The sequence below is a fragment of the Streptomyces sp. NBC_01016 genome, from assembly GCF_026341035.1.
Classification (GTDB): domain Bacteria; phylum Actinomycetota; class Actinomycetes; order Streptomycetales; family Streptomycetaceae; genus Streptomyces.
The window spans coordinates 2,245,518-2,269,562 of the sequence record NZ_JAPEOQ010000001.1 but is presented as its reverse complement, the minus strand read 5'-3'; the positions used below and the strand labels follow the sequence as shown (position 1 = coordinate 2,269,562).

Below are 24,045 nucleotides of genomic sequence, written 5' to 3'. Positions count from 1 at the left end.
GCTCCGAAGTGCCCCGCATGCCCCGTTTCCCCCATACGGGCCACCGGCACCCCACCCGCGCGCGGGATGGCCGAAGCTGTCAATTGTGAGCTTCCGTACCCGCCCGGCCGTCCCACCGCGCGCGCTTCATGTCGAGGCGCGGCACGTGCCCTTCGGCGGCCCGGGAGGCCTCGCGCAAGGGCGTGCCCTCCTCCCTGTAGTGGTCGAGCGCACGCAGCTCGTGCCCCGGCAGGAGCTGCCCGTCCGCGCGCACCACACGCCACCACGGAACCGCGCCTCCGTAGAGAGCCATCACTCTCCCCACCTGGCGGGGCCCACCCTCCTCGAGCCATTCGGCCACGTCCCCGTACGTCATGACCCGCCCGCGCGGAATCAGTTCCGCGACGTCCAGGACCCGCTCCGCGTACGCGGGAAGCTCTCCCGCCGGTTCGCTCTCCTTGCTCATCCGACCCATCCTGCCGCACGGCACCGACAGTGCGGAGGGACGTGCGGGAGGCAGCCCGGACAGAGGCGGACGGCGACGCCTGCCGAGGACTCCCGCCTCCTCGAATGCACCCTGATGCCCCCCTATGACGGTGCGGCATGCCACCATCGTGCGGGCGGTGACTGGTGATACGAGATCAAGAAGAGACCACGGAGCAGCAGAGCGTGCACCCCGACAAGGCGGAGGGCACCTCTGTGGCACCGGCGCGCCCTGACGAATCGGCCGATCAGGCCGCCGAAACGAAGCACGAGCAACCGTTGCACGACCCCGACTGTGCCGAGGGGGACGCGCACGCCGAGCAGGTCGACGGCGACGAACCGTTGCTCCCCGCGCGCGTGCACCGCCCCTCGGACCTCATGCGGCTCCTCGTCGGCCTGCTCGCCGTCGTCGTGATCCTGGCGATCGCGGCGTTCGCGCACGGCACGACCTCGGGCTTCGCCCAGGACATCGACAAGGGCACCGGCCAGGCGCCCGACCTGCTGACCAAGTTCGCGGGTCTCGCGTCGAGCATCGCCATCCTGTTGGTGCCGGTCGCGTTCGCCATCGAGCGGCTCATCAAACGCGACGGCCTACGGATCGCCGACGGCGTGCTCGCCGCGGTCCTCGCGCACGGGGTGACGCTCGCGACGGACCTCTGGGTCGCCAAGGCCGCCCCGCAGTCCATCCAGGAAGCGCTCACCACGGTGTCGCCCGGCGACATCCACGCGCTGACCGACCCGGTGCACGGCTACTTGGCGCCCGTCATCGCCTACATGACGGCCGTCGGCATGTCCCGGCGACCACGGTGGCGCGTCGTGCTGTGGGTGGTGCTGCTGCTCGACGCCTTCGCGATGCTCGTCACCGGCTACACGACACCGTTCTCGATCATCCTGACGGTCCTCATCGGCTGGACCGTCGCCTACGGAACGCTGTACGCCGTCGGCTCCCCGAACGTGCGCCCTACAGGGCAGACGCTCCTCGCCGGCCTGCGCCACGTCGGCTTCCACCCCGTCAACGCCTCCCGCGAGGAAGCCCATGAGGGCACCACGGAGAACGGCGACCGGGGGCGGCGCTACTTCGTCACCCTGGAGGACGGCCCACCGCTCGACGTCACCGTGGTGGACCGGGAGCAGCAGGCACAGGGCTTCTTCTACCGCGTGTGGAGACGCCTGACGCTGCGCGGCATCACACAGCGCCGCAGCCTCCAGTCGCTGCGCCAGGCCCTGGAACAGGAAGCGTTGCTCGCCTATGCGGCGATCGCCGCCGGGGCGAACGCGCCGAAGCTGATCGCGACGTCCGAGCTCGGCCCCGATGCCGTCATGCTCGTCTACGAGCACGTCGGCGGCCGGTCCCTGGACTCGCTGCCGGACGAGGAGATCACCGATGAGCTGATGCGCGACACCTGGCACCAGGTCCAGGCGCTCCAGTCACGGCGGATCGCGCATCGCAGGCTGGCCGGCGACGCGATTCTGGTGGATCGTTCCGGCACCGTGATTCTCACGGATCTGCGCGGCGGCGAGATCGCCGCGGGCGACCTGGTGCTCCGCATGGACATCGCCCAGCTGCTCACGACGCTCGGCCTTCGGGCGGGCGCCGAGCGGACCGTCGCGTCCGCCGTGGGAGTGCTCGGCCCGGACACCATCGCGGACTGTCTGCCGCTGCTGCAGCCGATCGCGCTCACTCGCACCACCAGGGCGACGCTGCGCAAGCTCGGACGTGAGCGTGCCCAGCGCGAGCGCGAGGCCGTCCTGGAGGCGTCCAGCAAGGCCAAGCAGGCGCGCATCGAGGAGACCACCGACGGCGACACCGGCAAGGCGTCCGTACGCGCCGAGAAGAAATCCGAGAAGGCGGAGCGACAGGCCGAGAAGCGGGCCCTCGACGAGGCTCTGGACGAGGCCCGCGAGGAGGATCTGCTGACCCAGATCCGCCACCAGGTGCTGCGCATCCGGCCACAGGCGCCCGTCGAGCCGGCTCGCCTCGAGCGCATCAGGCCGCGCACGCTGATCAGTTTCATCGCCGGTGCGATCGGCGCGTACTTCCTGCTGTCGCAGCTCACGCACATCGACTTCGGGGCGATCGTGGGCGAGGCCGAGTGGGGCTGGGTCGGCCTCGCGGTGCTGTTCTCCGCGCTCAGCTACGTAGCCGCCGCGATGAGCCTGCTCGGCTTCGTGCCGGAACGCGTCCCCTTCATGCGGGCCGTCGCGGCCCAGGTCGCCGGGTCCTTCGTGAAGATCGTGGCGCCGGCGGCTGTCGGCGGAGTGGCACTCAATACGCGTTTTCTGCAGCGTGCGGGGGTGCGTCCGGGGCTCGCCGTGGCGAGTGTGGGCGCCTCGCAGCTGTTCGGCATGGGCAGCCACATCCTGCTGCTGCTGACCTTCGGTTACCTGACAGGGACGGAGAAGACGCCTTCCTTGTCGCCGTCCCGCACGGTCATCGCGGGCCTGTTGACCGTCGCTGTGCTCGTCCTTGTAGTGACGTCGATTCCGTTCCTGCGGAAATTCGTCGTCACGCGCGTGCGCTCACTTTTCGCCGGTGTCGTGCCGCGCATGCTCGATGTGCTGCAGCGGCCTCGGAAGCTGCTCACCGGCATCGGCGGCATGCTGCTGCTGACCGCCTGCTTCGTGATGTGCCTGGATGCCTCGATCCGCGCCTTCGGGGACGAGACAACCACCACGATCAGCCTGGCCAGCGTCGCTGTGGTCTTCCTCGCCGGTAACGCGCTCGGCTCGGCCGCCCCGACACCGGGTGGCGTGGGCGCCGTCGAGGCGACCCTGACGGTGGGTCTGATCGCGGTCGGCCTGCCCAAGGAAGTGGCGGCACCCGCGGTGCTGCTGTACCGGCTGCTCACTCTGTGGCTCCCCGTTCTCCCTGGATGGCTGTTCTTCAACCACCTGACAAGGAAGGGCGCTCTCTAGGGGACTTGGACGTCCCCCGGGCGGCGAGGAACCTCACTCGCACAGCCCGCAGCCCGAGCGCCCCGCACCCCGCCGCCGCAGGATGGACGCATGCCCAATCCGTCCTGGTCCCGTACCGCTGCCCTGACCGCCGCCACCCTGCTGTCCGTCTCGCTCGCGGCGTGCAGCAGCGACACGGAGGACGACGTGGATCTTCCGTCCCAGGAGCTGAGCTGGAAGGACTGCCCCGCGCCCGCGGAGTCCCAGGGCGGCGGAGACGCGCCTTCCCCGCTTCCCGGCGGCGCCGAGTGGCAGTGCTCCACCATGAAGGCGCCACTCGACTGGGACGAACCAAAGGGCGACACGATCGACCTGGCGTTGATCCGTGCCAAGGCGAGCGGAGACAAGGACAAGCGGATCGGCTCGCTGATCTTCAACTTCGGCGGTCCCGGCGGCTCCGGGGTCACCACCCTCCCGGCCTTCGGCTCCGAGTACGCGAAGCTGCGCACCCGCTACGACCTCGTCAGCTTCGACCCGCGCGGGGTGGGCGGCAGCGCGGGCGTCACATGCGAGGACGACAAACAGCTCGACGAGTACTTCCAACAGGACTCGACGCCGGACGACACCGCGGAGCAGAAGAAGCTCGTCGACAACATCAAGACGTTCAACGGCACGTGCGAGAAGAACTCCGACAAGGTCCTCCCCCACGTACGCACCACGGACGCGGCCCGCGACATGGATCTGATGCGCCAGGTCCTCGGCGACAAGAAGCTGCACTACTTCGGCATCTCCTACGGCACCGAACTGGGCGGCGTCTATGCCCACTTGTTCCCCAAGAAGATGGGCCGCGCCGTGTTCGACGGCGTCGTCGACCCCACCCAGGACCCGGAGGAAGGGGCGCTCGGCCAGGCGAAGGGGTTCCAGCTCGCCCTCGACAACTACGCGAAGCACTGCACCTCCCAGGCCGAGGACTGCCCCGTCGGGGACACTCCGCAGGACGTCAAGACCAAGATCGCCAAGCTGTTCGACGAGCTCGAGGAGAAGCCGATCCCGGGCATCTTCCCGCGCGACCTCACGCAGACCGCGGCGACCAACGGGGTCGCGCAGGCCCTGTACTCGCAGGACTTCTGGGAGTACCTGACCGAGGGCCTCCAGCAGGCCTACAACGGTGACGGCAAGATCCTCATGGCGTTGTCCGACTCGATGAACGGGCGCAACGAGGACGGCAAGTACAGCAATATGCAGGCCGCCAACATCGCCATCAACTGCGCCGACGACAAGCCCCGCTACACGGCCAAGGACGTCGAGGCGAAGCTGCCGGAGTTCCGCGAGGCGTCCTCGATGTTCGGCGACTACCTGGCCTGGGGCATGCTCAACTGCTCCGGCTGGGCCGTCGACGGGGCCGCCGAGCACCCGGACGTCAGCGCGCCCGGTTCCGCCCCGATCCTCGTCGTCGGCAACACCGGCGACCCGGCCACCCCGTACGAGGGGGCGCGGAAGATGGTCGACGCGCTCGGCAAGGACGTGGGCGTCGAGTTGACGTACGACGGCCAGGGGCACGGGGCCTACGACAGCGGAAACAAGTGCGTGCACGGCGCCGTGAACACCTACCTCCTCAGCGGGAAGCCCCCGAACGAGGGAACGGTCTGCAAGTGATCCAGGAGTTGTCCACAGGCCGAGTCGGATGTCGGTGGGCGCTCCTACGATGGCTTGACTGTCTTTCGAACGGGGGCAGTTGAGGGGGGGGAGGTGCCATGGCGGCACAGGATTCGTGTGCGCCCGCGGGCGCACGCACACGCTGGGGAAGGGCCGTCCGCGCGCTCGCCCTGGCCGCGTCCGTCGTGCTGACGGCCGGTCCGGTCGCGGGTTGCAGCGGTTCGGGCGAGAGCGCCGACGGAGGCGAGGCGAAGCCTCCGTCGGCCTCCGCCTCACACCCCGCCGACGTGGCACCGGGCGACGGCGACTCCCCCGCCCTCCCCTCGTCACTCACCGACCAGCACCTCGACTGGGGCCGTTGCCGTGCGCACGCGGGCTCGCCCGCGCCCGGCTCCGACTGGCAGTGCGCGACGCTCAAGGCGCCACTCGACCATGCCGAGCCGACCGGGCCCACGATCGACGTCGCCCTCATCCGCACCAAGGCTCGGGGCGACCGGGGCGAGCGGATCGGGTCCCTGCTGTTCAACTTCGGCGGCCCCGGCGTCTCCGGAATGGATCTGCTGCCGGCCCTCGCCCCGCAGTACGCCAAGCTGCGCGAGCGCTACGACCTGGTGGGCTTCGATCCGCGCGGCGTCTCGGCAAGCCGCGGGCTGCGGTGTCGAAGCGACAAGGAGACGCAGGCCGCCGAGTCCCTCGACCTCACCCCTGACACCAAAGCGGAGGAGACGGCGTATCTCCAGGATGCCGTCGCGTTCGGCAAGGGCTGCAGCGAGCAGGCCGGCGCACTGCTCGCCCATGTGTCGACCACCGAGGCCGCGCGCGACATGGATCTGATGCGTCAGGCCCTCGGGGACAAGAAGCTGCACTACATGGGCGTCTCCTACGGCACCGAACTGGGCGGAATCTACGCCCACTTGTACCCCGACAAGGTCGGTCGCCTCACCCTGGATGCCGTGGTCGACCCGACCGTTGGACGCATCGGGCAGGCCGAGAATCAGGCCCGTGGATTCCAGCGGGCCCTCGACAGCTACTTCCGGTCACGCGGCAAGGACCCCCGGGAGGGTACGCGTGAGGTCGCCGCGCTCCTCAAGAAGCTCGACGCGAAACCTCTGCCGGTCCCGGGCGGCCGCGAGTTGAACGAGTCGCTCGCGACGACCGGCATCGCGACCACTCTGTACAGCGAGACCAGCTGGACCGCCCTGACGCGAGGCCTGCGGGACGCGGAGCGGGGCGACGGCACCACCCTGCTCGCGCTCGCCGACTCGTACAACAACCGTGACGCGAGCGGGCGTTACGACACGACGAGCCACTCTCAGCGGGCGATCTCCTGCCTCGACGACAAGGCGCGTCCCACGGTGCGGGAGACGAAGGAGCGGCTCGCGAAGTTCCGGGAGATCTCACCCGTGTTCGGGCCGTACATGGGCTGGGACACGGGAGTTTGGTGCCATGACTGGCCGGTTCCGGGCCAGTGGGACGACCCGGACGTGAGCGCGCGGGGCGCGGCGCCGGTCCTTGTCGTGGGCAACACCGGCGATCCGGCGACTCTCTACGAAGGAGCCCGCCGCATGGTCGATGAGCTGGGCAAAGGCGTCGGCATCGAGCTGACGTGGAAGGGCGAGGGGCACGGGGCGTACGGCTCCGGCAGCGCCTGCGTCGACTCGGCGGTCGACGCGTATCTCCTGGAGGGGCGAATACCGCGCGACGGCAAGGTGTGCTCCTGACCGCGAGCGTCCGTCCCGAAACGGCGGACGGGCCTCGCGCACAGTGCGCGAGGCCCGTCCGATCAGCTCACAGCGACCGAGCCGAGGCTCAGTAGACCGGCTTGTCCGGCTCGATCTGGTTGACCCAGCCGATGACGCCGCCGCCGACGTGCACGGCGTCCGAGAAGCCCGCGGACTTCAGCACGGCGAGAACTTCCGCACTGCGGACACCCGTCTTGCAATGCAAGACGATCTTCTTGTCCTGCGGCATGTTCTCCAGGGCCGTGCCCATGAGGAACTCGTTCTTCGGGATCAGCTTGGCGCCCGGGATGGAGACGATCTCGTACTCGTTCGGCTCGCGGACGTCGATGATCTCGATGCTCTCGCCGTCGTCGATCCACTCCTTGAGCTGCTTGGGAGTGATCGTGGCACCGGCGGCGGCCTCCTGCGCCTCATCGGACACGACGCCGCAGAAGGCCTCGTAGTCGATGAGCTCGGTGACGGTCGCGTTCGGGCCGCAGACCGCGCAGTCGGGGTCCTTGCGGACCTTGACCTGGCGGTACTGCATCTCAAGGGCGTCGTAGATCATCAGGCGGCCGACCAGCGGGTCACCCACGCCGGCCAGGACCTTGATCGCCTCGGTGACCTGGATGGAGCCGATGGACGCGCACAGCACGCCCAGGACGCCGCCCTCGGCGCAGGAGGGGACCATGCCGGGGGGCGGGGGCTCCGGGTACAGGCAGCGGTAGCACGGCCCGTGCTCGGACCAGAAGACCGAGGCCTGGCCGTCGAAGCGGTAGATGGAACCCCACACGTAGGGCTTGTTGAGCAGCACGCACGCGTCGTTGACGAGGTAGCGCGTCGCGAAGTTGTCCGTGCCGTCGACGATCAGGTCGTACTGGCTGAACATGTCCATCACGTTGTCGGCCTCGAGCCGCTCCTCGTGAAGGATCACGTTCACGTACGGGTTGATGCCGAGGACCGAGTCCTTCGCGGACTCCGCCTTGGACCGGCCGATGTCGGCCTGGCTGTGGATGATCTGGCGCTGCAGGTTCGACTCGTCGACCTCGTCGAACTCCACGATGCCGAGCGTGCCCACGCCAGCAGCGGCCAGGTACATGAGGGCCGGCGAGCCAAGGCCACCGGCGCCCACACAGAGCACCTTGGCGTTCTTCAGCCGCTTCTGCCCGTCCATCCCGACATCCGGGATGATCAGGTGGCGGGAGTACCTGCGGACCTCGTCTACGGTGAGCTCAGCAGCTGGCTCGACCAGGGGTGGCAGCGACACGGGGACTCCGTTGGTCGGTATCTACGTACGGTTGTTCCGTCTGTAACACTGCCACGCCCCCCTTCATTCCGAGACACCGCGTCCGATGCGCGAGACGATTTCGTCCCAGTAACCGGGCATCGCCTCCCAGGGGTCGGTCGAGCCGCCCCGGTCCGTGTGATCGGTGAAGTAGATCGTGCCCGCACCCTGCCAGCGCGCGATGCGCAGCGCCTCCTCGAGGTGGCCGAGGGGCATTCCGTGGACGAAGTGGCAGAACCGCTCGTGCGGATAGTCGGCGGTCCACTCGGCGACCTGGGACCAGCGGTAGTCGCTCCAGGGGCCGGAGAAGGTCACCAACTGGTCGGCGCTCTCGGCGTATCCGGGGTACGGGTGGGTGCCGTGGTTGAACACGATGTGCGCGTCGTCGACGAGGGCGCGCAGGGTCGTGCCGGCGCGCCGGACCTCGGGGAGCGCGGCCCGCTCGGTGGGGCAGCGGTCGAAGTAGAAGCCGTCCACCTGGTACCAGTCGAGGAAGCGGTGCGCGTCGGAGACGAGTTCACCGAAGGAGCGGGCGCCATAGATCAGGTCCAAGTGACCAAGGACACGCACCCCGGCCTGCCGGAGCCGTCCCGCCGCTTCCAGGCAGTGCTGGTCGGGGCGGGACCCCGGGCCATTGGCGACATTCAGAACAACCCAGTGCAAAGGCGTTGCGGGACGGGTGAGTTCGGCCCACTCCGCGGGTGCGACGAGGGGGTGCGCGAAACCGGGGATGCCGAAGCCGAGTCGTACGTCGGTGCTCGACAGGCCGGTCGCGGTCGGGGTCAGATACGGCATGCCGCCTCCATCCAGATGTCGGCGAGGGACTCTTCGAGGTTGATGCGGGGACGCCAGCCGAGCCGGTCGCGGGCCGTACGCACGTCGGCCTGCTGCCAACCGCCGCAGCCGTCGGGGTACGGATACGCGCTCGGCCCGGGAGGCATCCCGTGGTCTGATTCGGTTCGGGGGTGGCCTACGGATGGCCTCATCCCGACGGCGGGGCCGTCGAGTTCGTGGAGGGATCCGCCGAAACCGGCGACGCGGGCGAGCACGGCGGCGGCGTCCCGCAGGCGCACGGCGCGGCCCGAGCCGATGTTGATGACGCCCTGCGCGGCGGAGAGCGACGCGGCGTGCACGGCGCGCGCCACGTCTCGTACGTCGATGAAGTCACGCTGCGCGCCGAGACCGCCCAGCTTCAGTTCGCCGTCGCCGGCCTGCATGGCGCGGCGCATCGCCTCGGCGAGCCGGCCGAGCGGGGATCCGGCCGGGGTGCCGGGCCCTGCGGGCGAGAAGACGCGCAGGACGACGGCGTCGAGGCCGGATCCGAGGACGAGTTCGGTGGCGGCGAGCTTGCTGACGCCGTACGGGCCGCCGGGCCGGGGCACCGCGTCCTCCGCGGTGGACGAGCCGGGCTGCGAGGGCCCGTACTCGGCGCCGCAGCCGATCTGCACGAGACGGGCACCGCAGCCGCTGCGCCGAAGGGCCTCACAGACGGTGGCGACGGCGACGGTGTTGTGCCGGGTGAGTTCGCGGGCGCCGCCGCGGGTGGCGCCGGCGCAGTTGATGACCACTCCGGGGTGGACGGCGTCCAGGAAGCGGGTGAGGGCGCCCGGGCTGCCGGTGGCGAGGTCGAAGCGGACGTCGGCGTCGTCGCCCCGGCCGAGCGTGGTCAGCTGCACGGCGGGGTCGGCCAGCAGGCGGTCGGTGACGAAGCGGCCCAGATACCCGTTGGCTCCGATCAGCAGAACCCTCATCGGGTGCCTCCCAGGGGTCGCGCTCCGGTCCCTCGGTGCGCTCCGAGGGCGCCGCGCACTCCGCGCGCCGCGCGCGGGGCGCACCGGTCGTGGATTCCGCGCTGCCCGTGAGGTCCGGAGTATCCGGCGTATCCGGCGCCTCCGGGGGGAGGGGTGGTCATCTGGCGTTCTCCTTATGGGGTTTGCCCTGGGTCTTCGGATGGGCCCGCGGTGTCGGCCCCGCGGGCCCCGGGTGGTCCTGGTCATCTGGCGAGTACTGGACGCGGTGGCACGGCGCGCTCGATAGAGGCGGCGAAGCCGGGGATGGCGGTCATGGCGCCCAGCCGATCGGGTCGCCCGCGTTCGCGTGGGCGGAGGCCCGGGTCAGGGTGCGAGTGGCGTGCACGAGGAGGACGAGGGCGGCGACGGCGCAGGCGACCGTCGGCACGACGCCCGTGCCGACCGCGTCGACCGCGGTCTCGACGGGCAGGCCCAGGGCGTCGCAGCCGGGCAGTCGTGCGGCGAAGACCGTGGCGACGGCCAGGACTTCGACGGCGACGGCGGCGCCCAGCGCGACAGCGGGGGCGTGCGTACGTCGGTGCGCGGCGAGGAGGCGGGCGAGCAGCAGCAGAACGCCCAGGGCGCCCACTCCGGCGTAGTCCACCTTCTCGTCGAGTACGACCCCGGCCGACACGAGGAGCGCGACGAGGGTGAGCGCGAACAGGGTCACGGCCCCGAGGAGCAACGGGCGTACGGAGGCGGCGAATTCGGCGAGCCCGTGGCTCGTGGCGAGGCGGCGCCGCGCTCCGCCCGAGAAGAGCTGGGCGCACCAGGTGGCCGGTGCCACGGCGACGGCGAGCGCGACCAGCGGCGCGGTCGCGGGGGCCCAGGGCTCGTCGGGCCCGCCCGCGAGCGCGGCGTCGAGGAGGCCGTCGCCGAGGAGCGCGTACGCGAGCAGCCAGCAGGACCAGAGCCGGGCCGAGGGGGCGGAGGGGCCGTCGACCGCGCGCAGCGGCCCGTGGCGCAGCGTCGCGCGCAGGGCGACGAGGGTGGCGAGCACACCGACGAGGCCGATGGCCAGGCGTGCGGTGCCCGCCGTGGCGTGCAGGCCGAACAGCGTGAGCGCGCAGACGGCGCCCGGCAGCAGCGCGAGTCCGGCCCACAGTCCGCGCCGGCCCGGGGCGGATCCGGAGACCTCGACGACGGGCTCGTACGGGTCGCCGTCCCTCGACGCACGGGCGTACATCTCCTCGGCGAGCGAGAACACGTCCTTGTGGCGGAAGCGGGCGGCGGTCCTGTCGGTGACGCCGTGGGCCTCAAGACCCGCGGCGATCTCCAGTGGGTCGACGGCCCGCTCGCACAGTTCACGGTGCCGGTGCATCAGCCCCTTGACCGGGTCGGCACCGGAACGGCGGTGAGCGGGGCGGAAGTTGGCGCCACGAGAGTCGGCGTCACGGGAGTCGGCGCCGCGCGGACCGACGATCCGCGCGACATCGGCACGGTGGTCGGCCTCCGTACGGGAGTCGTCGTCACGGGAATCGGCGTCACGGGAATCGGCGCTGCGGGTTTCGGTACCACTGGTGTCGGCACCACCGGACTCGATGCCGCGCGGCTCGACGTCACTGAGCTCGACGCCACTCCGCTCCACGTCGCGGGGCCCGGCGCCAAAGAAGCCGGCGACACCGGCAACGGCACCACCACCCGCTCCGTCGCCACCCGCATCACCCGCACCACCGGGGCGACCCCGGGCACCGTCCCCGTCCCCGTCCCCGTCCTCAAGAACGGACGACCGCCACGCAGCGGGATCACGCAGCAATCCCACCTCCATGTCCTCCAAGTCCTCCAGATCTTCCAGGTCCTCCGGGACCTCCAGGTCGGCCTGTTCCGTGGACGCCGGGGCTCCGTCCACCTCCCCGCCGCCGTCGGCACCGCCGCCGCCACTGCCGCGCGCACCCAGCGCCTCCGCCGACCCGGCGCCCCACGCTCCGGCGCTCACCGGTACTCGGGGCGCATCGGCGTCGCCCCCGGTATCGGTGGCGCCGAACGCGGCACGCTCACTTGTGCGTTCGCTGATACGCCCGGTCATCCGTCCGCCTCCCCGCAGCCCTGTGTCATCCCGGCCAACTGCTCACGCGCACCGCCATCGGCTCCCCAACTGGTCCCGGCAGCCCCGCCCGAGCGCCCGGCCAGCCACGCACCGCCCCGCTCACCCGTGCTCTGCGTGGTCCAGCGGCCCGGCACATGGGCCTCCGGCGGGTAGGCGAACGGCAACGGGGCGCCCGCGTCGTCGACGACCTCCCGGCGCACCGGGCAGCGCGAGACGATCTCCAGGTAAATGCTGTGAAATGCCGCGATGTTCTGTTCGGCGGTGAACAGCTCCAGGGCGCGCGCCCGTGCCGCCGCACCGAGCCGTTCGCGCCGTGCGGGGTCGCGCAGCAGCGCCACACACGCCTCGGCGAGCGCGCGCGGATTGCGCGGCGGCACCACGAGACCCGTGCCACCGATCACCTCGACGACGGCGCCTGCGTCCGTGGACACCGTCGCGCGCCCGCAGAACATGGCCTCGACCAGGCTCATCGGGAAGCCTTCGACGACGCTGGACAGGACGACGACGCCACAGGAGCCGTAGACATCGGCGAGGTCGGGGGCCTCGGGGGCGCCCAGCTCCTCGAAGGTGACGGGGTTCTCGCCCACGGCGTGGATCCCCTCCGCCTCGTCCGGGAAGAGCTGCGCGGCGAGGGCCTTGCAGTGCCCGAGGTACAGCGCGGCCTCGCGGTCCGCCGTGAGATCCGAGGCGTCCGCGCCACCGCCGCCGTGCCCACCGACCGGCCTTCCGGAGACGAACCCGTCGGCCGGCCATCCGCCGCCGTCCACAAGTCCCGCGCCCGCGCCCGCTCCGGCGCCCGGAACCGATCCCGCCTCCGGCACCCCCACGATGCGCAGCCGGGCCTTCGGCTCTTCCTTGCGGATCTCGGAGAACGCGTGCAGCAGGGAGATCAGGTCCTTGGAGGGGTCGATACGCCCGACCCAGACGAGGGTGTCCGGGTCGCCCGGCCCTTCCCGCTCGCCCACCTCGGCGAAGTGGCCGGCCTCCATGCCGGGGTGAATGGTGCGCAGCTTGGCGCGGTCGGCACCGCACCGCTCCTGCCAACGCCGCGCGTGCGCGTTTCCGGGGGTGATCACGGCGGCCTGCCGGTAGACCTCGGCGGCGAGCCGGCCGTGGAAGGCGGCGAGGAGCGCGCGCACCGGCGCACTCAACTCGGCGTCGCCCGCGGCGATGTACCGGGCCCTGAGCTGCACGCCGTACTCCGTGACGAGCAGCGGCACCCCGTAGAAGTGCTTGGCGATCAGGCCGGGCAGGGCGGCCGCGCCGCCGGAGGCCGCGTGGCAGAGATCGACGGACGCGAGCCCGCCCCCTCCGGACAGCCCCGCGGAGAAGCCCGAAGCCGAACCCGAAGACACAGACGAAGACGAAGAAGAACCCGACGACAGGCCCGACGCCGACGCCGAAGCCCCCGGCACCGACCCTGACCCCGCCCCGGCCCCCGACGTCTCCCCCGCCGCCGAACCGGCAACCGCCACCGACGCCGACCCCGCCGAGTGGCCCGAGGTCGAGGCCGACGCCGAGGCATCGAACCCGGACCCGTCCTCGTACCAGTCAAGGGACAGCGGCCGCAGTTCACGCTCCACATGCGCGGCGAAGGAGAGCAGATCGGGCACGCGGGCCGCGCGTACCGCCCGGAGCGCGCCCGGCGCACGGCAGGCGCGCTCCAGGATGCGCACGGCAGCCTCGGAACGCAGGGAGACGCCGAGACCGCCCTCGTCGCGGGCGAGTTCGGCAAGCCCGTACAACGCGTTGGCGAAACGGTCCGCCTCGCTCAACCCCAGGTCATCCGAGGTCGCGCCGGCCGACACCACGGCCTCGACCAGCTCCCGGTACAACGCGGCGAACCGGCGCCGGGCCCGCCGCCCGAACACGCCGTCGCGCGCGCCGCTCTCGCTCCCGGCCGCCCACATCGGCGCGGTCCGCACGCGCATGACCTGAGGCGGCAGTTCGAGCCACCCCGCGTCCTCCTGCTCCTGGCTGGTGGCGAGCGCGTAGATGTCGAACTCGTGCTGCTCGAGCCCGCGCACAAGCCGGTCGCACCAGAGTCCGGCCTCACCGTTCACATACGGATAGCCACCCTCGGTAAGCATTCCGATGCGCACGCGCACACCCCCGATCTCCCGTACAGGGAGCCGCCGTTGGATTGGCGGCTCGCAGCGGGACGAACGTATGCGGACATGCCGGTGGCGTGATGGACGGTTGTCCATCACGCCACCAAAAGGGGTGAACGGGCGTAACTTTCCCGCACGCGCGACGTTTGGTCGCGCTAAGAGATCGAACGGCTACGGATAGCTACGTAGCGTCAACCCTTGGGAAAGGCCCAGGGGTTGGGCTTGCACGTGATCCCGCCGGATTTCAGGAACTTGGTCTGCTGCTGCATGACCGGCGCGAGCGAGCCGTCCTGCGAGCAGGTCACGTGGTTGAAACCGAGCCGGTGCCCGACCTCGTGGTTGATGAGCATCTGCCGGTACGGGTGGATGGCGGTGTCGCCGAGCACGTCGTCGTACGTCTTCGAGCCCTGGGCCCACCGATACGCGTTGATCATCACGCGGTCGGTGGCGGCGGAGTCGCACGACACGTTGTCCTCCGTCGTGTCGAGGCCCGACTTCGCGCACCAGTCGGCCGTCGTACCCGGGCTCGCGAGCGTGATCACGAAGTCCGGCGTCCCGGAGGAGACCCGCTCGAAGGTGCGGGCACTGTCGTGGGCCCAACTCCGCTTGTCGTTCAGGGTCTTCTGCACCGCCTGAGCGAACAGCGACCCGTCGAGCCCGAGCCCCTTCTCCACATCGACGCGGTAGCGGAACTTCTGCCCGCTGCCCGGCGCCTTGTCGTCCCCCGGGATCGTCGTGAACGCACCGGAGGCCTTCAGATCCGCCGCGAGCGGGTACTTCTTGGCCATCTTCTGCCCGTACGTCGCCGGGGCGGCCTGCGCCGTCTTCTTCGGTGCGGGCCGTTCGTCCGTACGCGAGGTGGAGCCGCCGCCCGGGCGACCGCCCTCGGCGGCCTGCGCCTGAGCGCCGTGCGCGGAGCTGCCGTCCCTGTCGGCGACCTGCCCCGCGACGACCACGGCGAGCACGGTGGTGACGGCCGCGGCGGCGATGCCCGTGAAGGTCATACCCCTGCCACGCTTCTCACGCCCGCCGCCGGACTCGGCCGACGTCCGGTCCTGGTCCTCCGGCGGCGCGGGCCGCTCGGCGTCCCACTCACTCACGCGCGCGTACGGGTCCGTACCCGCGGATGCCTCGAAACTCGCGGAGGCATTACCCACGGGGGCGTTGAAGCCCGCACCCGCAGGAGCATGAGCAGGAGCATCGAACGCATCGATGTAGTCCTGCCGCGGGTGCCCCCGACCCGGAGCACCCTGACCCTGCGCACCCTGATCCGATGCGCCCTGATCCGATCGCTCCTGCCGGGGCCGCGGCCCCGGCAGCGCCGAATCGGCGGGAGCCGTCACACCGTGCTCGGGCCCGCGCGCCGACGCGACGGGGCCCGCGACCCGCGGCACGGACGCGCCCCAGCCGCCGCCCGGCTCCCGCGCCTCGGGGTGGCCGCCACGCACCGGCCCGGCCCCCGGACGCGCCGACGTGTGCCCCGAGAAGGGGGAACGTCCGGGCGCCGACGGCGGAGCCGACTCGGGCGGCGCCTCGGAGGGCCCCCTTCGCCTGCGCCCTGTACCCACGCCCGGCCGGGACGGGGCATGCGCCTCAGTCTCTACCTGTACGTCGACCTGTACGTCGACAGCGTCCTCTGTGCCGTCTGCCGATCCTCGGCGGCTATGCCGTCCCACAGGCCGCCTCAGCTCCCCAATGTCGTGTGGTCGTCGGTGCCGGACGCGTCACTCACGGCGTCACCGGCACTATTGGCGCTCCCGCGCCTCTTCTTCAACGCTTCGGTGTCGGCGAGGAGTTCCCGGAACGCCGTCGCGACCGTCCCCGGGTACTCCATCATCGCAACATGCCCCGCGTCCGGGAGCGTGAGCAGCCTCGAACCCCGGAAGGCACGCGCCGCGCGGGCCGCCATCCGGTACGAGACCAGCAGATCACGCCCTCCGTAGATGAGCTGCGTCGGCGCGAGCACACGCTCGGCCTGCCGCCAGAGGCCGTGCTGCCCGCCGAGCGTATAGGCGTTCACGACGCCGCGCGCGGAGCGGGCCATCGCGTCCCAGAAATAAGGCAGTTGGAGCCGCCGTTCCATTTCCCCCACGGCCACTCTGAAGCCCTCGGGCGTCACCCGGTTCGGGTCCCCGTAACAAAGGGCCATGACACCGCGCACCCGCTGCTCCGGCGTCCACTCCTTCGTCAGACGCGTGAAGAGCGGGGCGACGCCGGGCACCGCGAGCAGGCCGGTCGGCAGGGCGGTGCGCTGCACCCGGATCTCCGGCAGCGCGGGCGACACCAGGGTCAGCGTGCGGACGAGATCGGGACGCGCGGCGGCCACGCGCGTGGCGACGGCTCCGCCCAGCGAGTTCCCGAAGAGGTGCACGGGGCCGCGCCCCTGCGCGTCGAGATAACGGATGACCGCGCGCGCGTGCCCGGTCACCGAGTAGTCGCCGTCGTCCGGTGGCGGCGAGTCGCCGAACCCCGGCAGGTCGACCGCCTCCCCGTCGACAGCGTCGTCGAGCAGCGACATCAGCGCCGACCAGTTCTGCGAGGAGCCGCCGAGCCCGTGCACGTACAGCGCGGGCGGCAGCCCCTCGTACGCTCCGGGACGGGCCCTGACCGACAGCGTCAGGCCGGGGAGCCCGACCGATCGCAAGCGCTCCCCCTCCGCGACTTCGACGGCGCCCGGCGTGGGCGTCGCGGCGGCGGCGATGACGGCAGGCACGCGCGGCGACTCGGTCGAAGACATGCGACATATGTTACGAGACGATCACGCAGTGGATCGCGTGTTCGCTGTCACAGATCCAAACGCCGCACGGCCGGGCGGATTCGCCCAGGAGGCCCCCGCGTCACTCAAGGGATCCACGAAAGGTCGCATAGCGGCCCGATCAGGTGTCTCCTACGCTCGAATCAGGGCACCCGCCCACGCACGGACAGGTGAGGAAGGGAGCCATCGATGACGGTCGACCCGAGCGACCCCGAGACCTTCGCGGAGCACCGCCCCGCCGAGGCGGGCGTGGAGACACCCGAGGCCGACGCCGCGGAGCAGCACACGGACCTCGCGCCCGAGCGGGACGACGAGCCCGACGCGGCGGCCGACCCGGACACCGCGAACGAGGCGGACCGGGCGGAGCAGGCCCGCGTCGTCGTGATCGACGAGGACGACTACCGGTGAGCGGTGTGCCACGATCCACCCATTTGTGACCACAGATGTGACATCGGGCTCACTACATGCGGTTTTCACAGGAGTCCGGTCCGTGAAATTCTGCGCTCGCACCGCGCACATCAGGGTTACCCAAAAGTACGATGGCGTCGCGGCGCACACCGCGCACGGACAATCTTGGGAGGCGGCGTGACAGCCATCGAGCAGACGGAGGCAGCGCGCCCCAAGGGCACACGCCTGCCGCGCCGTGCCCGACGCAATCAACTTCTGGGAGCTGCCCAGGAGGTTTTTGTCGCGCAGGGGTACCACGCGGCCGCGATGGACGACATCGCCGAGCGGGCCGGCGTCAGCAAGCCGGTGCTCTACCAGCACTTTCCCGGCAAGCTCGAGCTCTACCTGGCGCTGCTCGACCAGCACTGCGAGTCCCTGTTGCAGTCGGTCCGCACGGCGCTCGCCTCCACGACGGACAACAAGCAGCGCGTCGCGGCGACCATGGACGCCTACTTCGCGTACGTGGAGGACGAGGGCGGCGCGTTCCGGCTCGTCTTCGAGTCCGACCTGACGAACGAGCCGGCGGTGCGCGAGCGCGTCGACCGGGTCAGCCTGCAGTGCGCCGAAGCGATCTCGGACGTGATCGCGGAGGACACGGGCCTGTCCAAGGACGAGTCGATGCTTCTCGCGACGGGCCTCGGCGGCGTCTCGCAGGTCGTCGCGCGCTACTGGCTGTCCAGCTCGAGCCCGGTCGAGCGCGACACGGCGGTGCAACTGCTGACGTCGCTCGCCTGGCGCGGCATCGCGGGCTTCCCGCTGCACGGCTCAGAGCAGCACTGAGCACGCGCCCGCGACTGAGCACGCGCCCGCGCGCACGCTGAGCACGCGCCTGGGCGCACGGCCCGACCACACGGCTCACTTTGTTCCCGTCCGGCTGTTCGCTCTTGGCGTGCAGCCGGGGCGCCGGGAGTCTCGCCTGGCCGGGCTAATGTTTGCTGGGTACGGCGCGGTCTTCCGCGCACATCACGGATCGTCGGAGGGACAAGGCCGTGGAGGTCAAGATCGGCGTGCTGCACACGCCTCGCGAGATCGTTCTGGAGAGCGACCAGTCCGCCGAGGAGGTCGAGAGCGCAGTGTCCGCGGCGCTGTCCGGCAAGTCCCAGCTCCTCTCCCTGAAGGACGAGAAGGGCCGCAAGGTCCTGGTCCCCGCCGAGCGCCTCGCCTATGTCGAGCTCGGTGAACCGTCGTCGCGGAAGGTGGGCTTCGGCCCGCTGTAGAGCCTCCCGGAAGGGACGCGCGGACAGACCGTGAAAGGCCTGATGGCACAGCTGCCATCAGGCCTTTTGCATGTTCACAGCGAGCGCACAGCCGATCCCGGCGGGGAGGATTGCGGCCGCGAGGCCAGGGGTAGACCGGCTACGTCCGAAGTGCACCCAACAGCCGCGCGGGAGGTAACCGCACCATGCTTCTCGAAGCAATCGGCTCCGTACTGCTCGGCATGGCCCTCGCCATCGGGGCGGGCCATCGACTGCCGCACCGACTGCCGTCACGCACGCTCGTGATGCCGACCGGTATCGCGGGCGCCCTGTTCGGGGCGTTCGTCACGCACAGCGCGCTGGGACCAGGCCATGCGATCGCCACGCTCGTGGGCGCGGTCGCGATGTCCGTGGCCCTGCTCTCGCTGCTGCTGCGCCCCACCCGGGGCAGAGCGCGGCAGCAGCTGACTCCGTACGCGTAGACGAAGCGGCAGCAGCAGAACCGCAAGAGCGGGAAAACCTCAAGAACTGGAAGAACCGGCAAGAACCGCTGGAACCGGAAGGCGTCGCTAGGCGGCGAGGCCGAGTGCTGCCATCCGCTTGGTGTGCGCCTCGGTGATCCGCGAGAACATCTTGCCGACCTCGGCCAGGTCGAAGCCGTCGGCCACGCCTCCGACCAGCATCGTCGACAGCGCGTCCCGGTCCGCGACCACCCGCTGCGACTGCGAGAGCGCCTCGCCCATGAGCCGCCGGGCCCACAGGGCGAGCCGGCCGCCCACGCGCGGGTCGGCCTCGATCGCGGCGCGCACCTTCTCGACGGCGAACGACGCGTGGCCGGTGTCATCGAGCACGGCGAGGACGAGGGAGCGGCTGTCCGAGTCGAGGCGGGCCGCGACCTCACGGTAGAAGTCGGACGCGATCGAGTCGCCGACGTACGCCTTGACCAGGCCCTCGAGCCAGTCGGACGGGGCGGTCTGGCGGTGGAAGCCGTCGAGGGCGTCGACGAACGGGTCCATCGCCTCGGTCGGCTCCACACCGATCGCCGAGAGCCGGTCGTTCAGCTGCTCGAAGTGGTGGAACTCGGCGGAGGCCATCTTGGCCAGCTCCGCCTTGTCGGCCAGCGTGGGCGCCAGCTTCGCGTCCTCGGCGAGCCGCTCGAACGCCGCCAGCTCTCCGTACGCGAGCGCGCCCAGCAGGTCGACGACGGCGGCGCGATAGTTCTCGTCCGCGGACGCGGTGGCCCAGTCCTGGGCGGCGATACCGGTGAGGCCCTGGTTTGCTTGGGATGCTTCGGCGGTCGGCGTGGCGTTGTCAGGCGTCTCCATGAAGCGCACAATAGCCCGCTCACCGCGTCGCGGAAGTCCCTGGTCAAGGAGTGTGACGACGGCTACGTGACCCATTCGGCCATCGCGCATGCGCGTTTCCGGGGTACAGTGGTAAAGAGCCCGCCGAGTGCAAGGCGCCGTGAAGACGCTTGCGCGCACATCGGACGGGCCTCATGAATGAGGATGCCCGGTCGGAGGCCCGATCGGCTCCGACCCGACAGCCCTCCGGGTCGTACGTCACAAGGCGTACGAATCTGAGGAGGGGCCCTCAGCGGCACGAGCGCTCGAGCGTCGGCAGTGGTCCCGCGCCATCCGGTCCACCCGATCCCCGCAGACCGCGGCTCGAGTCCGGTGTACCAGACCGGCACGGTCACGACCCCCGCGTTCGCCTCGCGCCGCACCTCACAGAAGAGGCAACACCCTGACTACGCAGACTTCGACTTTCCGTCAGCTCGGCATTCTTTCCGAGACCGCGGAGGCCCTTGAGGCCGTCGGCATCACCAGTCCCTTTCCCATCCAGGAGATGACCCTCCCCGTAGCCCTCTCGGGCTCGGACGTCATCGGCCAGGCCAAGACCGGCACGGGCAAGACCCTCGGATTCGGCCTTCCGCTCCTGGAGCGCGTCACCGTTCCCGCGGACGTCGAGGCGGGCCGGGCCACGCCCGAGCAGCTCACCGACGCCCCGCAGGCCCTCGTCGTCGTTCCGACGCGCGAGCTGTGCCAGCAGGTGACCAATGACCTCCTGACCGCCGGCAAGGTGCGCAATGTGCGCGTCCTCGCCATATACGGCGGGCGTGCGTACGAGCCCCAGGTCGAGGCCCTCAAGAAGGGCATCGACGTCGTCGTCGGTACGCCCGGCCGACTGCTCGACCTGGCCGGCCAGAAGAAGCTGAACCTCTCGCACGTCAAGGCGCTCGTCCTCGACGAGGCCGACGAGATGCTCGACCTGGGCTTCCTGCCCGACGTCGAGAGGATCATCAACATGCTTCCGGCGAAGCGTCAGACGATGCTGTTCTCGGCGACCATGCCGGGCGCCGTCATCGGCCTGGCCCGCCGCTACATGTCGCAGCCCACGCACATCCGCGCCGCGGCGCCGGACGACGAGGGCAAGACGGTCGCGAACACCAAGCAGCACGTCTTCCGCGCGCACAACATGGACAAGCCCGAGATGGTCTCGCGCATCCTGCAGGCCGACGGCCGCGGGCTCGCGATGATCTTCTGCCGTACGAAGCGGACCGCCGCGGACATCGCCGAGCAGCTGCAGAAGCGCGGCTTCGCGTCCGGCGCCGTGCACGGTGACCTCGGCCAGGGCGCGCGCGAGCAGGCGCTGCGCGCGTTCCGCAACGGCAAGGTCGACGTGCTCGTCTGCACCGACGTCGCCGCACGCGGTATCGACGTCGAGGGCGTCACGCACGTCATCAACTACCAGTCCCCGGAGGACGAGAAGACGTACCTCCACCGCATCGGCCGCACCGGCCGCGCGGGCAAGAAGGGGATCGCGATCACGCTGGTCGACTGGGACGACATCCCGCGCTGGCAGCTGATCAACAAGGCGCTCGAGCTGGACTTCAACGACCCGGTCGAGACGTACTCGTCCTCGCCGCACCTGTACGAGGAGCTCAGCATCCCGGCCGGCACCAAGGGTGTCCTGCCGCGCTCGGAGCGCACGCGCGCCGGGCTCGGGGCCGAGGAGGTCGAGGACCTGGGCGAGACCGGTGGCCGCGGGGCTTCGTCCTCGCGCGGCGGCCGTGGTGGTCGCGGCGACCGCGACCGCGACCGTGACCGCGATCGGGACCGTGAGCAGCGCGAACAGCGTGAGCGCCCGGCGCGCACGCCGCGCCGCCGTCGCCGTATGCGCGGTGGCGAGCCGGTCGGCGCCGGGGAGGCCACGGCCGCACCCGCGTCCGCTCCCACGTCCGTTCCCGCTCCCGCGGAGGAGTCCACCGAGCCGCGGACGCCGCGTCGTCGCCGTCGTACGCGCGGTGGCGCAGGCGCCCCGTCGGTCGCTCCGGTGGCCGCCGCCGAGGCGGTCGTGGAGACGGTCGAGGCGGAGATCCCCGCCCAGCCGCGTCGTCGTACGCGCAAGAAGGCCGAGGCCGTCGTCGAGACGGTGGAAGCCGTGCCGGCGGCCGCGGAGCCGGAGCAGGCCGAGCCGAAGGCGAAGCCCGCGCGCACCCGCAAGAAGGCGGAAGCCGCGGTCGACACGGTCGAGGCCCCTGAGGTCGCAGAGGTCGCCGAGGCCAAGCCGGCCCGGACCCGTACGCGGAAGAAGGCGGAGGTCGCGGTCGACACCGCGGAGGCCGCCGAGGCCAAGCCCGCCGCGCGGACCCGCACCCGGAAGAAGGCCGAGCCCGTCGTCGAGACCGCCGAGGCGGCCGAGGTGACCGAGGCAAAGCCGCGTCGTACGCGCAAGAAGGCCGAAGCCGCCGTCGACACCGCCGAGGCGGTCGAGGTGACCGAGGCGAAGCCGCGTCGTACGCGCAAGAAGGCGGAGGCCGTCGTCGACACCGTCGAGGCCGCCGAGGTGAAGCCGGCGCGTACGCGCAAGAAGGCCGAGCCCGTCGCCGAGGCGGCGGACGCGAACGAGGCGAAGCCGGCCCGCACGCGGACGCGGAAGAAGGCGGAGGTCGCGGTCGACACCGCGGAGGCCGCCGAGGCCAAGCCCGCCGCGCGGACCCGTACGCGTAAGAAGGCCGAGCCCGTCGTCGAGACCGCCGAGGCGGCCGAGGTGACCGAGGCAAAGCCGCGTCGTACGCGGAAGAAGGCCGAAGCCGCCGTCGACACCGCGGAGGCCGCCGAGGCCAAGCCCGCCACGCGGACCCGCACCCGCAAGAAGGCCGAGCCCGCCGCCGAGACCGCCGAGGCGAAGCCCGCGCGGACCCGGAAGAAGGCCGAGCCCGCTGCCGAGGCCGCCGAGGCGAAGCCGCGTCGTACGCGCAAGAAGGTCGAGGCCCCCGAGGCCTGATCAGTCCACGGCGAAAGGCCCGGATCCCGCTGCTGCGGGGTCCGGGCCTTCGTTGTCGGTGGCTGCGCGTAATCTCGGCACATGAGCAGGCCCGCGACCTTCACCCCGCCGCCCGGCACCCGTGCGCACCGCCTCCGCACCGCCCGGGGCGACTTCGCTGCGCTCACCGGCGAGCCGGCCGAGGGCCCGGTCCGGGGCACCGCCCTGCTGCTGCCCGGATTCACGGGCAGCAAGGAGGACTTCATCGAGCTGCACGCCCCGTTGAGCGCGGCCGGTTACCGGACCGTCGCCGTGGACGGCCGCGGGCAGTACGAGTCGGAAGGCCCGAAGGACGACGAACGGCCGTACCGGCAGCGGGAGTTGGCGCGCGACGCGCTCGCGCAGGCGGCGGCGCTCCAAGACGAAGGAACCGGCCGGGTGCATCTGCTGGGCCACTCGCTCGGCGGGCTCGTCGCGCGCGCGGCGGTCATCGAGGACCCCGCCCCGTTCGCCTCGCTCACGCTGATGTCCTCGGGCCCCGCCGCCGTCGCACAGCCCCAGCAGGAGCGCGCCAAGCTGCTCCAGGACGCCCTCGCCGCGCTGGACATGGCGCAGGTGTGGGAGGCGATCCAGGGCCTGGACGCCCCCGAGGACGCCGCCGACCTCCGCGGTGACGGCGAGGATCTGCGCCGCCGCTGGATGCGGAACAGCCCGGCCCAGCTCATCGCCACGGCGGGGCAGCTGCGCACGGAGCCGGACCGGGTCGACGAGCTCGCGGCGCTCGGCCTCGCGATACATGTGCTGTCGGGCGAGCGGGACGACACCTGGCCCGTGCCGCTCCTCGACGACATGGCGGCGCGCCTCGGCGCGGAGCGCACCGTCGTCGCCGGGGCCGAGCACTCCCCCAATACCGACCGGCCGCGGGCCACGGCCGCCGCCCTCGCCGCCTTCTGGGACCGCCACCCGGCGGCATAAAACAGCAGCTCACGGGCCCCTCGCGGGCACTGATGACGCACGAGTAATTAGCCGATCGAAAAATTTCCTTAGCGTAGGGAATGTTTGCAGCGGGCAACTCGTTGTACCCATCAGGAACGCGCGGCACCCCTGCTGCGCAATTCACTCTTAACGGCCGGGCAACCGCCCGGCCGTACTGCGGGACCAAGCTGAGAAGCCCCGCACCAGTAGTTCTCCTTCAGGAGGATCACCAGACGAAGGGAGAAGCCCATGCGCTTCGAAATCATGCGACTCGACGATGTCGACGGCAACGCCGTGGACAGCACCGTCGTGGACGCCGCCTCCGTCAACCGGATCGTTCAGCAGGCCGCCGCCATCGGGCAGCGCCTCTACATCCGCCCGGCAGAGTCGTCCGCCTCGTAACGGCGTAAGCGACTCGCACACTTCGAAGCCCCCG

At 71.1% G+C, this 24,045-nt stretch carries 19 protein-coding genes; 10 read left to right on the top strand and 9 right to left on the bottom strand.

Translation table 11 applies throughout. The annotated features are described in order from the left end of the window. Positions 1-79: 79 nt before the first annotated feature. Positions 80-445, bottom strand: a complete 366-nt coding sequence (locus OG746_RS10695) for an MGMT family protein (RefSeq protein ID WP_323179574.1) — start codon at positions 443-445, stop codon at positions 80-82. A gap of 164 nt (positions 446-609) precedes the next feature. Here OG746_RS10695 and OG746_RS10690 point away from each other — a divergent pair, with 164 nt between their 5' ends. The 3 genes from OG746_RS10690 (at position 610) to OG746_RS10680 (ending at position 6,734) form a co-directional block, all read left to right on the top strand. Further along, positions 610-3,378, top strand: coding sequence for a lysylphosphatidylglycerol synthase domain-containing protein (locus tag OG746_RS10690; RefSeq protein ID WP_266713828.1), 2,769 nt, complete (start codon positions 610-612; stop codon positions 3,376-3,378). Positions 3,379-3,468: 90 nt separating this feature from the next. Next, a complete protein-coding gene (locus OG746_RS10685) occupies positions 3,469-5,013 on the top strand; it encodes an alpha/beta hydrolase (RefSeq protein ID WP_266713826.1) in 1,545 nt (514 codons plus the stop codon). 98 nt (positions 5,014-5,111) lie between these two features. Continuing rightward, positions 5,112-6,734 (top strand): alpha/beta hydrolase, encoded by a 1,623-nt coding sequence (locus OG746_RS10680; RefSeq protein ID WP_266713824.1) that lies wholly within the window; start codon positions 5,112-5,114, stop codon positions 6,732-6,734. A gap of 88 nt (positions 6,735-6,822) precedes the next feature. On the opposite strand, the gene moeZ is transcribed toward OG746_RS10680, so the two are convergent. The 7 genes from moeZ to OG746_RS10645 form a co-directional block, all read right to left on the bottom strand. After that, a complete protein-coding gene (gene moeZ, locus OG746_RS10675; protein WP_266713822.1) occupies positions 6,823-8,001 on the bottom strand; it encodes an adenylyltransferase/sulfurtransferase MoeZ in 1,179 nt (392 codons plus the stop codon). 63 nt (positions 8,002-8,064) lie between these two features. After that, positions 8,065-8,814, bottom strand: a complete 750-nt coding sequence (locus OG746_RS10670) for a spherulation-specific family 4 protein (protein ID WP_266713820.1) — start codon at positions 8,812-8,814, stop codon at positions 8,065-8,067. Beyond that, positions 8,802-9,770 (bottom strand): NAD-dependent epimerase/dehydratase family protein, encoded by a 969-nt coding sequence (locus tag OG746_RS10665; protein WP_266713818.1) that lies wholly within the window; start codon positions 9,768-9,770, stop codon positions 8,802-8,804. Before OG746_RS10665 ends, OG746_RS10670 begins: the two co-directional genes overlap by 13 nt. A gap of 310 nt (positions 9,771-10,080) precedes the next feature. Then, entirely contained in the window at positions 10,081-11,835 is a 1,755-nt protein-coding gene (locus OG746_RS10660; protein WP_323179573.1) for a hypothetical protein, read from the bottom strand. After that, positions 11,832-14,063, bottom strand: a complete 2,232-nt coding sequence (locus OG746_RS10655) for a DUF3492 domain-containing protein (protein WP_524540392.1) — start codon at positions 14,061-14,063, stop codon at positions 11,832-11,834. The genes OG746_RS10660 and OG746_RS10655 overlap by 4 nt, the downstream gene beginning before the upstream one ends. Before the next feature lie 95 nt (positions 14,064-14,158). Next, the gene (locus OG746_RS10650; RefSeq protein WP_266713816.1) at positions 14,159-15,643 is read right to left on the bottom strand and encodes a DUF3152 domain-containing protein; all 1,485 of its coding nucleotides are present in this window, start codon (positions 15,641-15,643) and stop codon (positions 14,159-14,161) included. An 8-nt stretch (positions 15,644-15,651) separates the two neighbouring features. Beyond that, positions 15,652-16,704 carry an alpha/beta fold hydrolase gene (locus OG746_RS10645; protein WP_266713814.1) on the bottom strand — a complete coding sequence of 351 codons (1,053 nt, stop codon included), beginning with the start codon at positions 16,702-16,704 and terminating at the stop codon, positions 15,652-15,654. A gap of 207 nt (positions 16,705-16,911) precedes the next feature. Between OG746_RS10645 and OG746_RS10640 the strand changes: the two genes are divergently transcribed. The 4 genes from OG746_RS10640 to OG746_RS10625 all read left to right on the top strand — a co-directional run bounded on the left by OG746_RS10640 (position 16,912) and on the right by OG746_RS10625 (position 18,847). Next, entirely contained in the window at positions 16,912-17,130 is a 219-nt protein-coding gene (locus OG746_RS10640) for an Rv3202a family protein (RefSeq protein WP_266713812.1), read from the top strand. Positions 17,131-17,307: 177 nt separating this feature from the next. After that, a complete protein-coding gene (locus OG746_RS10635) occupies positions 17,308-17,949 on the top strand; it encodes a TetR/AcrR family transcriptional regulator (RefSeq protein WP_266713810.1) in 642 nt (213 codons plus the stop codon). 209 nt (positions 17,950-18,158) lie between these two features. Further along, positions 18,159-18,386 (top strand): DUF3107 domain-containing protein, encoded by a 228-nt coding sequence (locus OG746_RS10630; RefSeq protein WP_266713808.1) that lies wholly within the window; start codon positions 18,159-18,161, stop codon positions 18,384-18,386. A 185-nt stretch (positions 18,387-18,571) separates the two neighbouring features. Then, on the top strand, positions 18,572-18,847 hold the full coding sequence (locus OG746_RS10625; protein WP_266713806.1) for a hypothetical protein: 276 nt from the start codon (positions 18,572-18,574) through the stop codon (positions 18,845-18,847). 87 nt (positions 18,848-18,934) lie between these two features. Here the strand turns inward: OG746_RS10625 and OG746_RS10620 are convergent, their stop codons facing one another. Next, positions 18,935-19,699: a ferritin-like fold-containing protein gene (locus tag OG746_RS10620; RefSeq protein ID WP_266718842.1), complete on the bottom strand. Its 765-nt coding sequence runs from the start codon at positions 19,697-19,699 to the stop codon at positions 18,935-18,937. A gap of 514 nt (positions 19,700-20,213) precedes the next feature. Between OG746_RS10620 and OG746_RS10615 the strand changes: the two genes are divergently transcribed. From OG746_RS10615 to OG746_RS10605, 3 genes are all read left to right on the top strand, one after another. After that, positions 20,214-22,655 carry a DEAD/DEAH box helicase gene (locus OG746_RS10615; protein ID WP_266713804.1) on the top strand — a complete coding sequence of 814 codons (2,442 nt, stop codon included), beginning with the start codon at positions 20,214-20,216 and terminating at the stop codon, positions 22,653-22,655. 81 nt (positions 22,656-22,736) lie between these two features. Continuing rightward, positions 22,737-23,609 carry an alpha/beta hydrolase gene (locus OG746_RS10610; protein WP_266713802.1) on the top strand — a complete coding sequence of 291 codons (873 nt, stop codon included), beginning with the start codon at positions 22,737-22,739 and terminating at the stop codon, positions 23,607-23,609. Positions 23,610-23,858: 249 nt separating this feature from the next. Continuing rightward, on the top strand, positions 23,859-24,011 hold the full coding sequence (locus tag OG746_RS10605) for a DUF8834 family protein (RefSeq protein WP_266713800.1): 153 nt from the start codon (positions 23,859-23,861) through the stop codon (positions 24,009-24,011). The last annotated feature ends 34 nt before the right edge of the window (positions 24,012-24,045 follow it).

What these genes read in the sequence shown, in the direction of transcription:
- OG746_RS10695 (WP_323179574.1), bottom strand. Translation starts at nt 445, where the DNA reads ATGAGCAAGGAGAGCGAACCGGCGGGAGAGCTTCCCGCGTACGCGGAG.
- OG746_RS10685 (WP_266713826.1), top strand. Translation starts at nt 3,469, where the DNA reads ATGCCCAATCCGTCCTGGTCCCGTACCGCTGCCCTGACCGCCGCCACC.
- OG746_RS10680 (WP_266713824.1), top strand. Translation starts at nt 5,112, where the DNA reads ATGGCGGCACAGGATTCGTGTGCGCCCGCGGGCGCACGCACACGCTGG.
- OG746_RS10670 (WP_266713820.1), bottom strand. Translation starts at nt 8,814, where the DNA reads ATGCCGTATCTGACCCCGACCGCGACCGGCCTGTCGAGCACCGACGTA.
- OG746_RS10665 (WP_266713818.1), bottom strand. Translation starts at nt 9,770, where the DNA reads ATGAGGGTTCTGCTGATCGGAGCCAACGGGTATCTGGGCCGCTTCGTC.
- OG746_RS10660 (WP_323179573.1), bottom strand. Translation starts at nt 11,835, where the DNA reads ATGACCGGGCGTATCAGCGAACGCACAAGTGAGCGTGCCGCGTTCGGC.
- OG746_RS10655 (WP_524540392.1), bottom strand. Translation starts at nt 14,063, where the DNA reads ATGGACAACCGTCCATCACGCCACCGGCATGTCCGCATACGTTCGTCC.
- OG746_RS10645 (WP_266713814.1), bottom strand. Translation starts at nt 16,704, where the DNA reads ATGTCTTCGACCGAGTCGCCGCGCGTGCCTGCCGTCATCGCCGCCGCC.
- OG746_RS10640 (WP_266713812.1), top strand. Translation starts at nt 16,912, where the DNA reads ATGACGGTCGACCCGAGCGACCCCGAGACCTTCGCGGAGCACCGCCCC.
- OG746_RS10625 (WP_266713806.1), top strand. Translation starts at nt 18,572, where the DNA reads ATGCTTCTCGAAGCAATCGGCTCCGTACTGCTCGGCATGGCCCTCGCC.
- OG746_RS10615 (WP_266713804.1), top strand. Translation starts at nt 20,214, where the DNA reads ATGACCCTCCCCGTAGCCCTCTCGGGCTCGGACGTCATCGGCCAGGCC.
- OG746_RS10610 (WP_266713802.1), top strand. Translation starts at nt 22,737, where the DNA reads ATGAGCAGGCCCGCGACCTTCACCCCGCCGCCCGGCACCCGTGCGCAC.
- OG746_RS10605 (WP_266713800.1), top strand. Translation starts at nt 23,859, where the DNA reads ATGCGCTTCGAAATCATGCGACTCGACGATGTCGACGGCAACGCCGTG.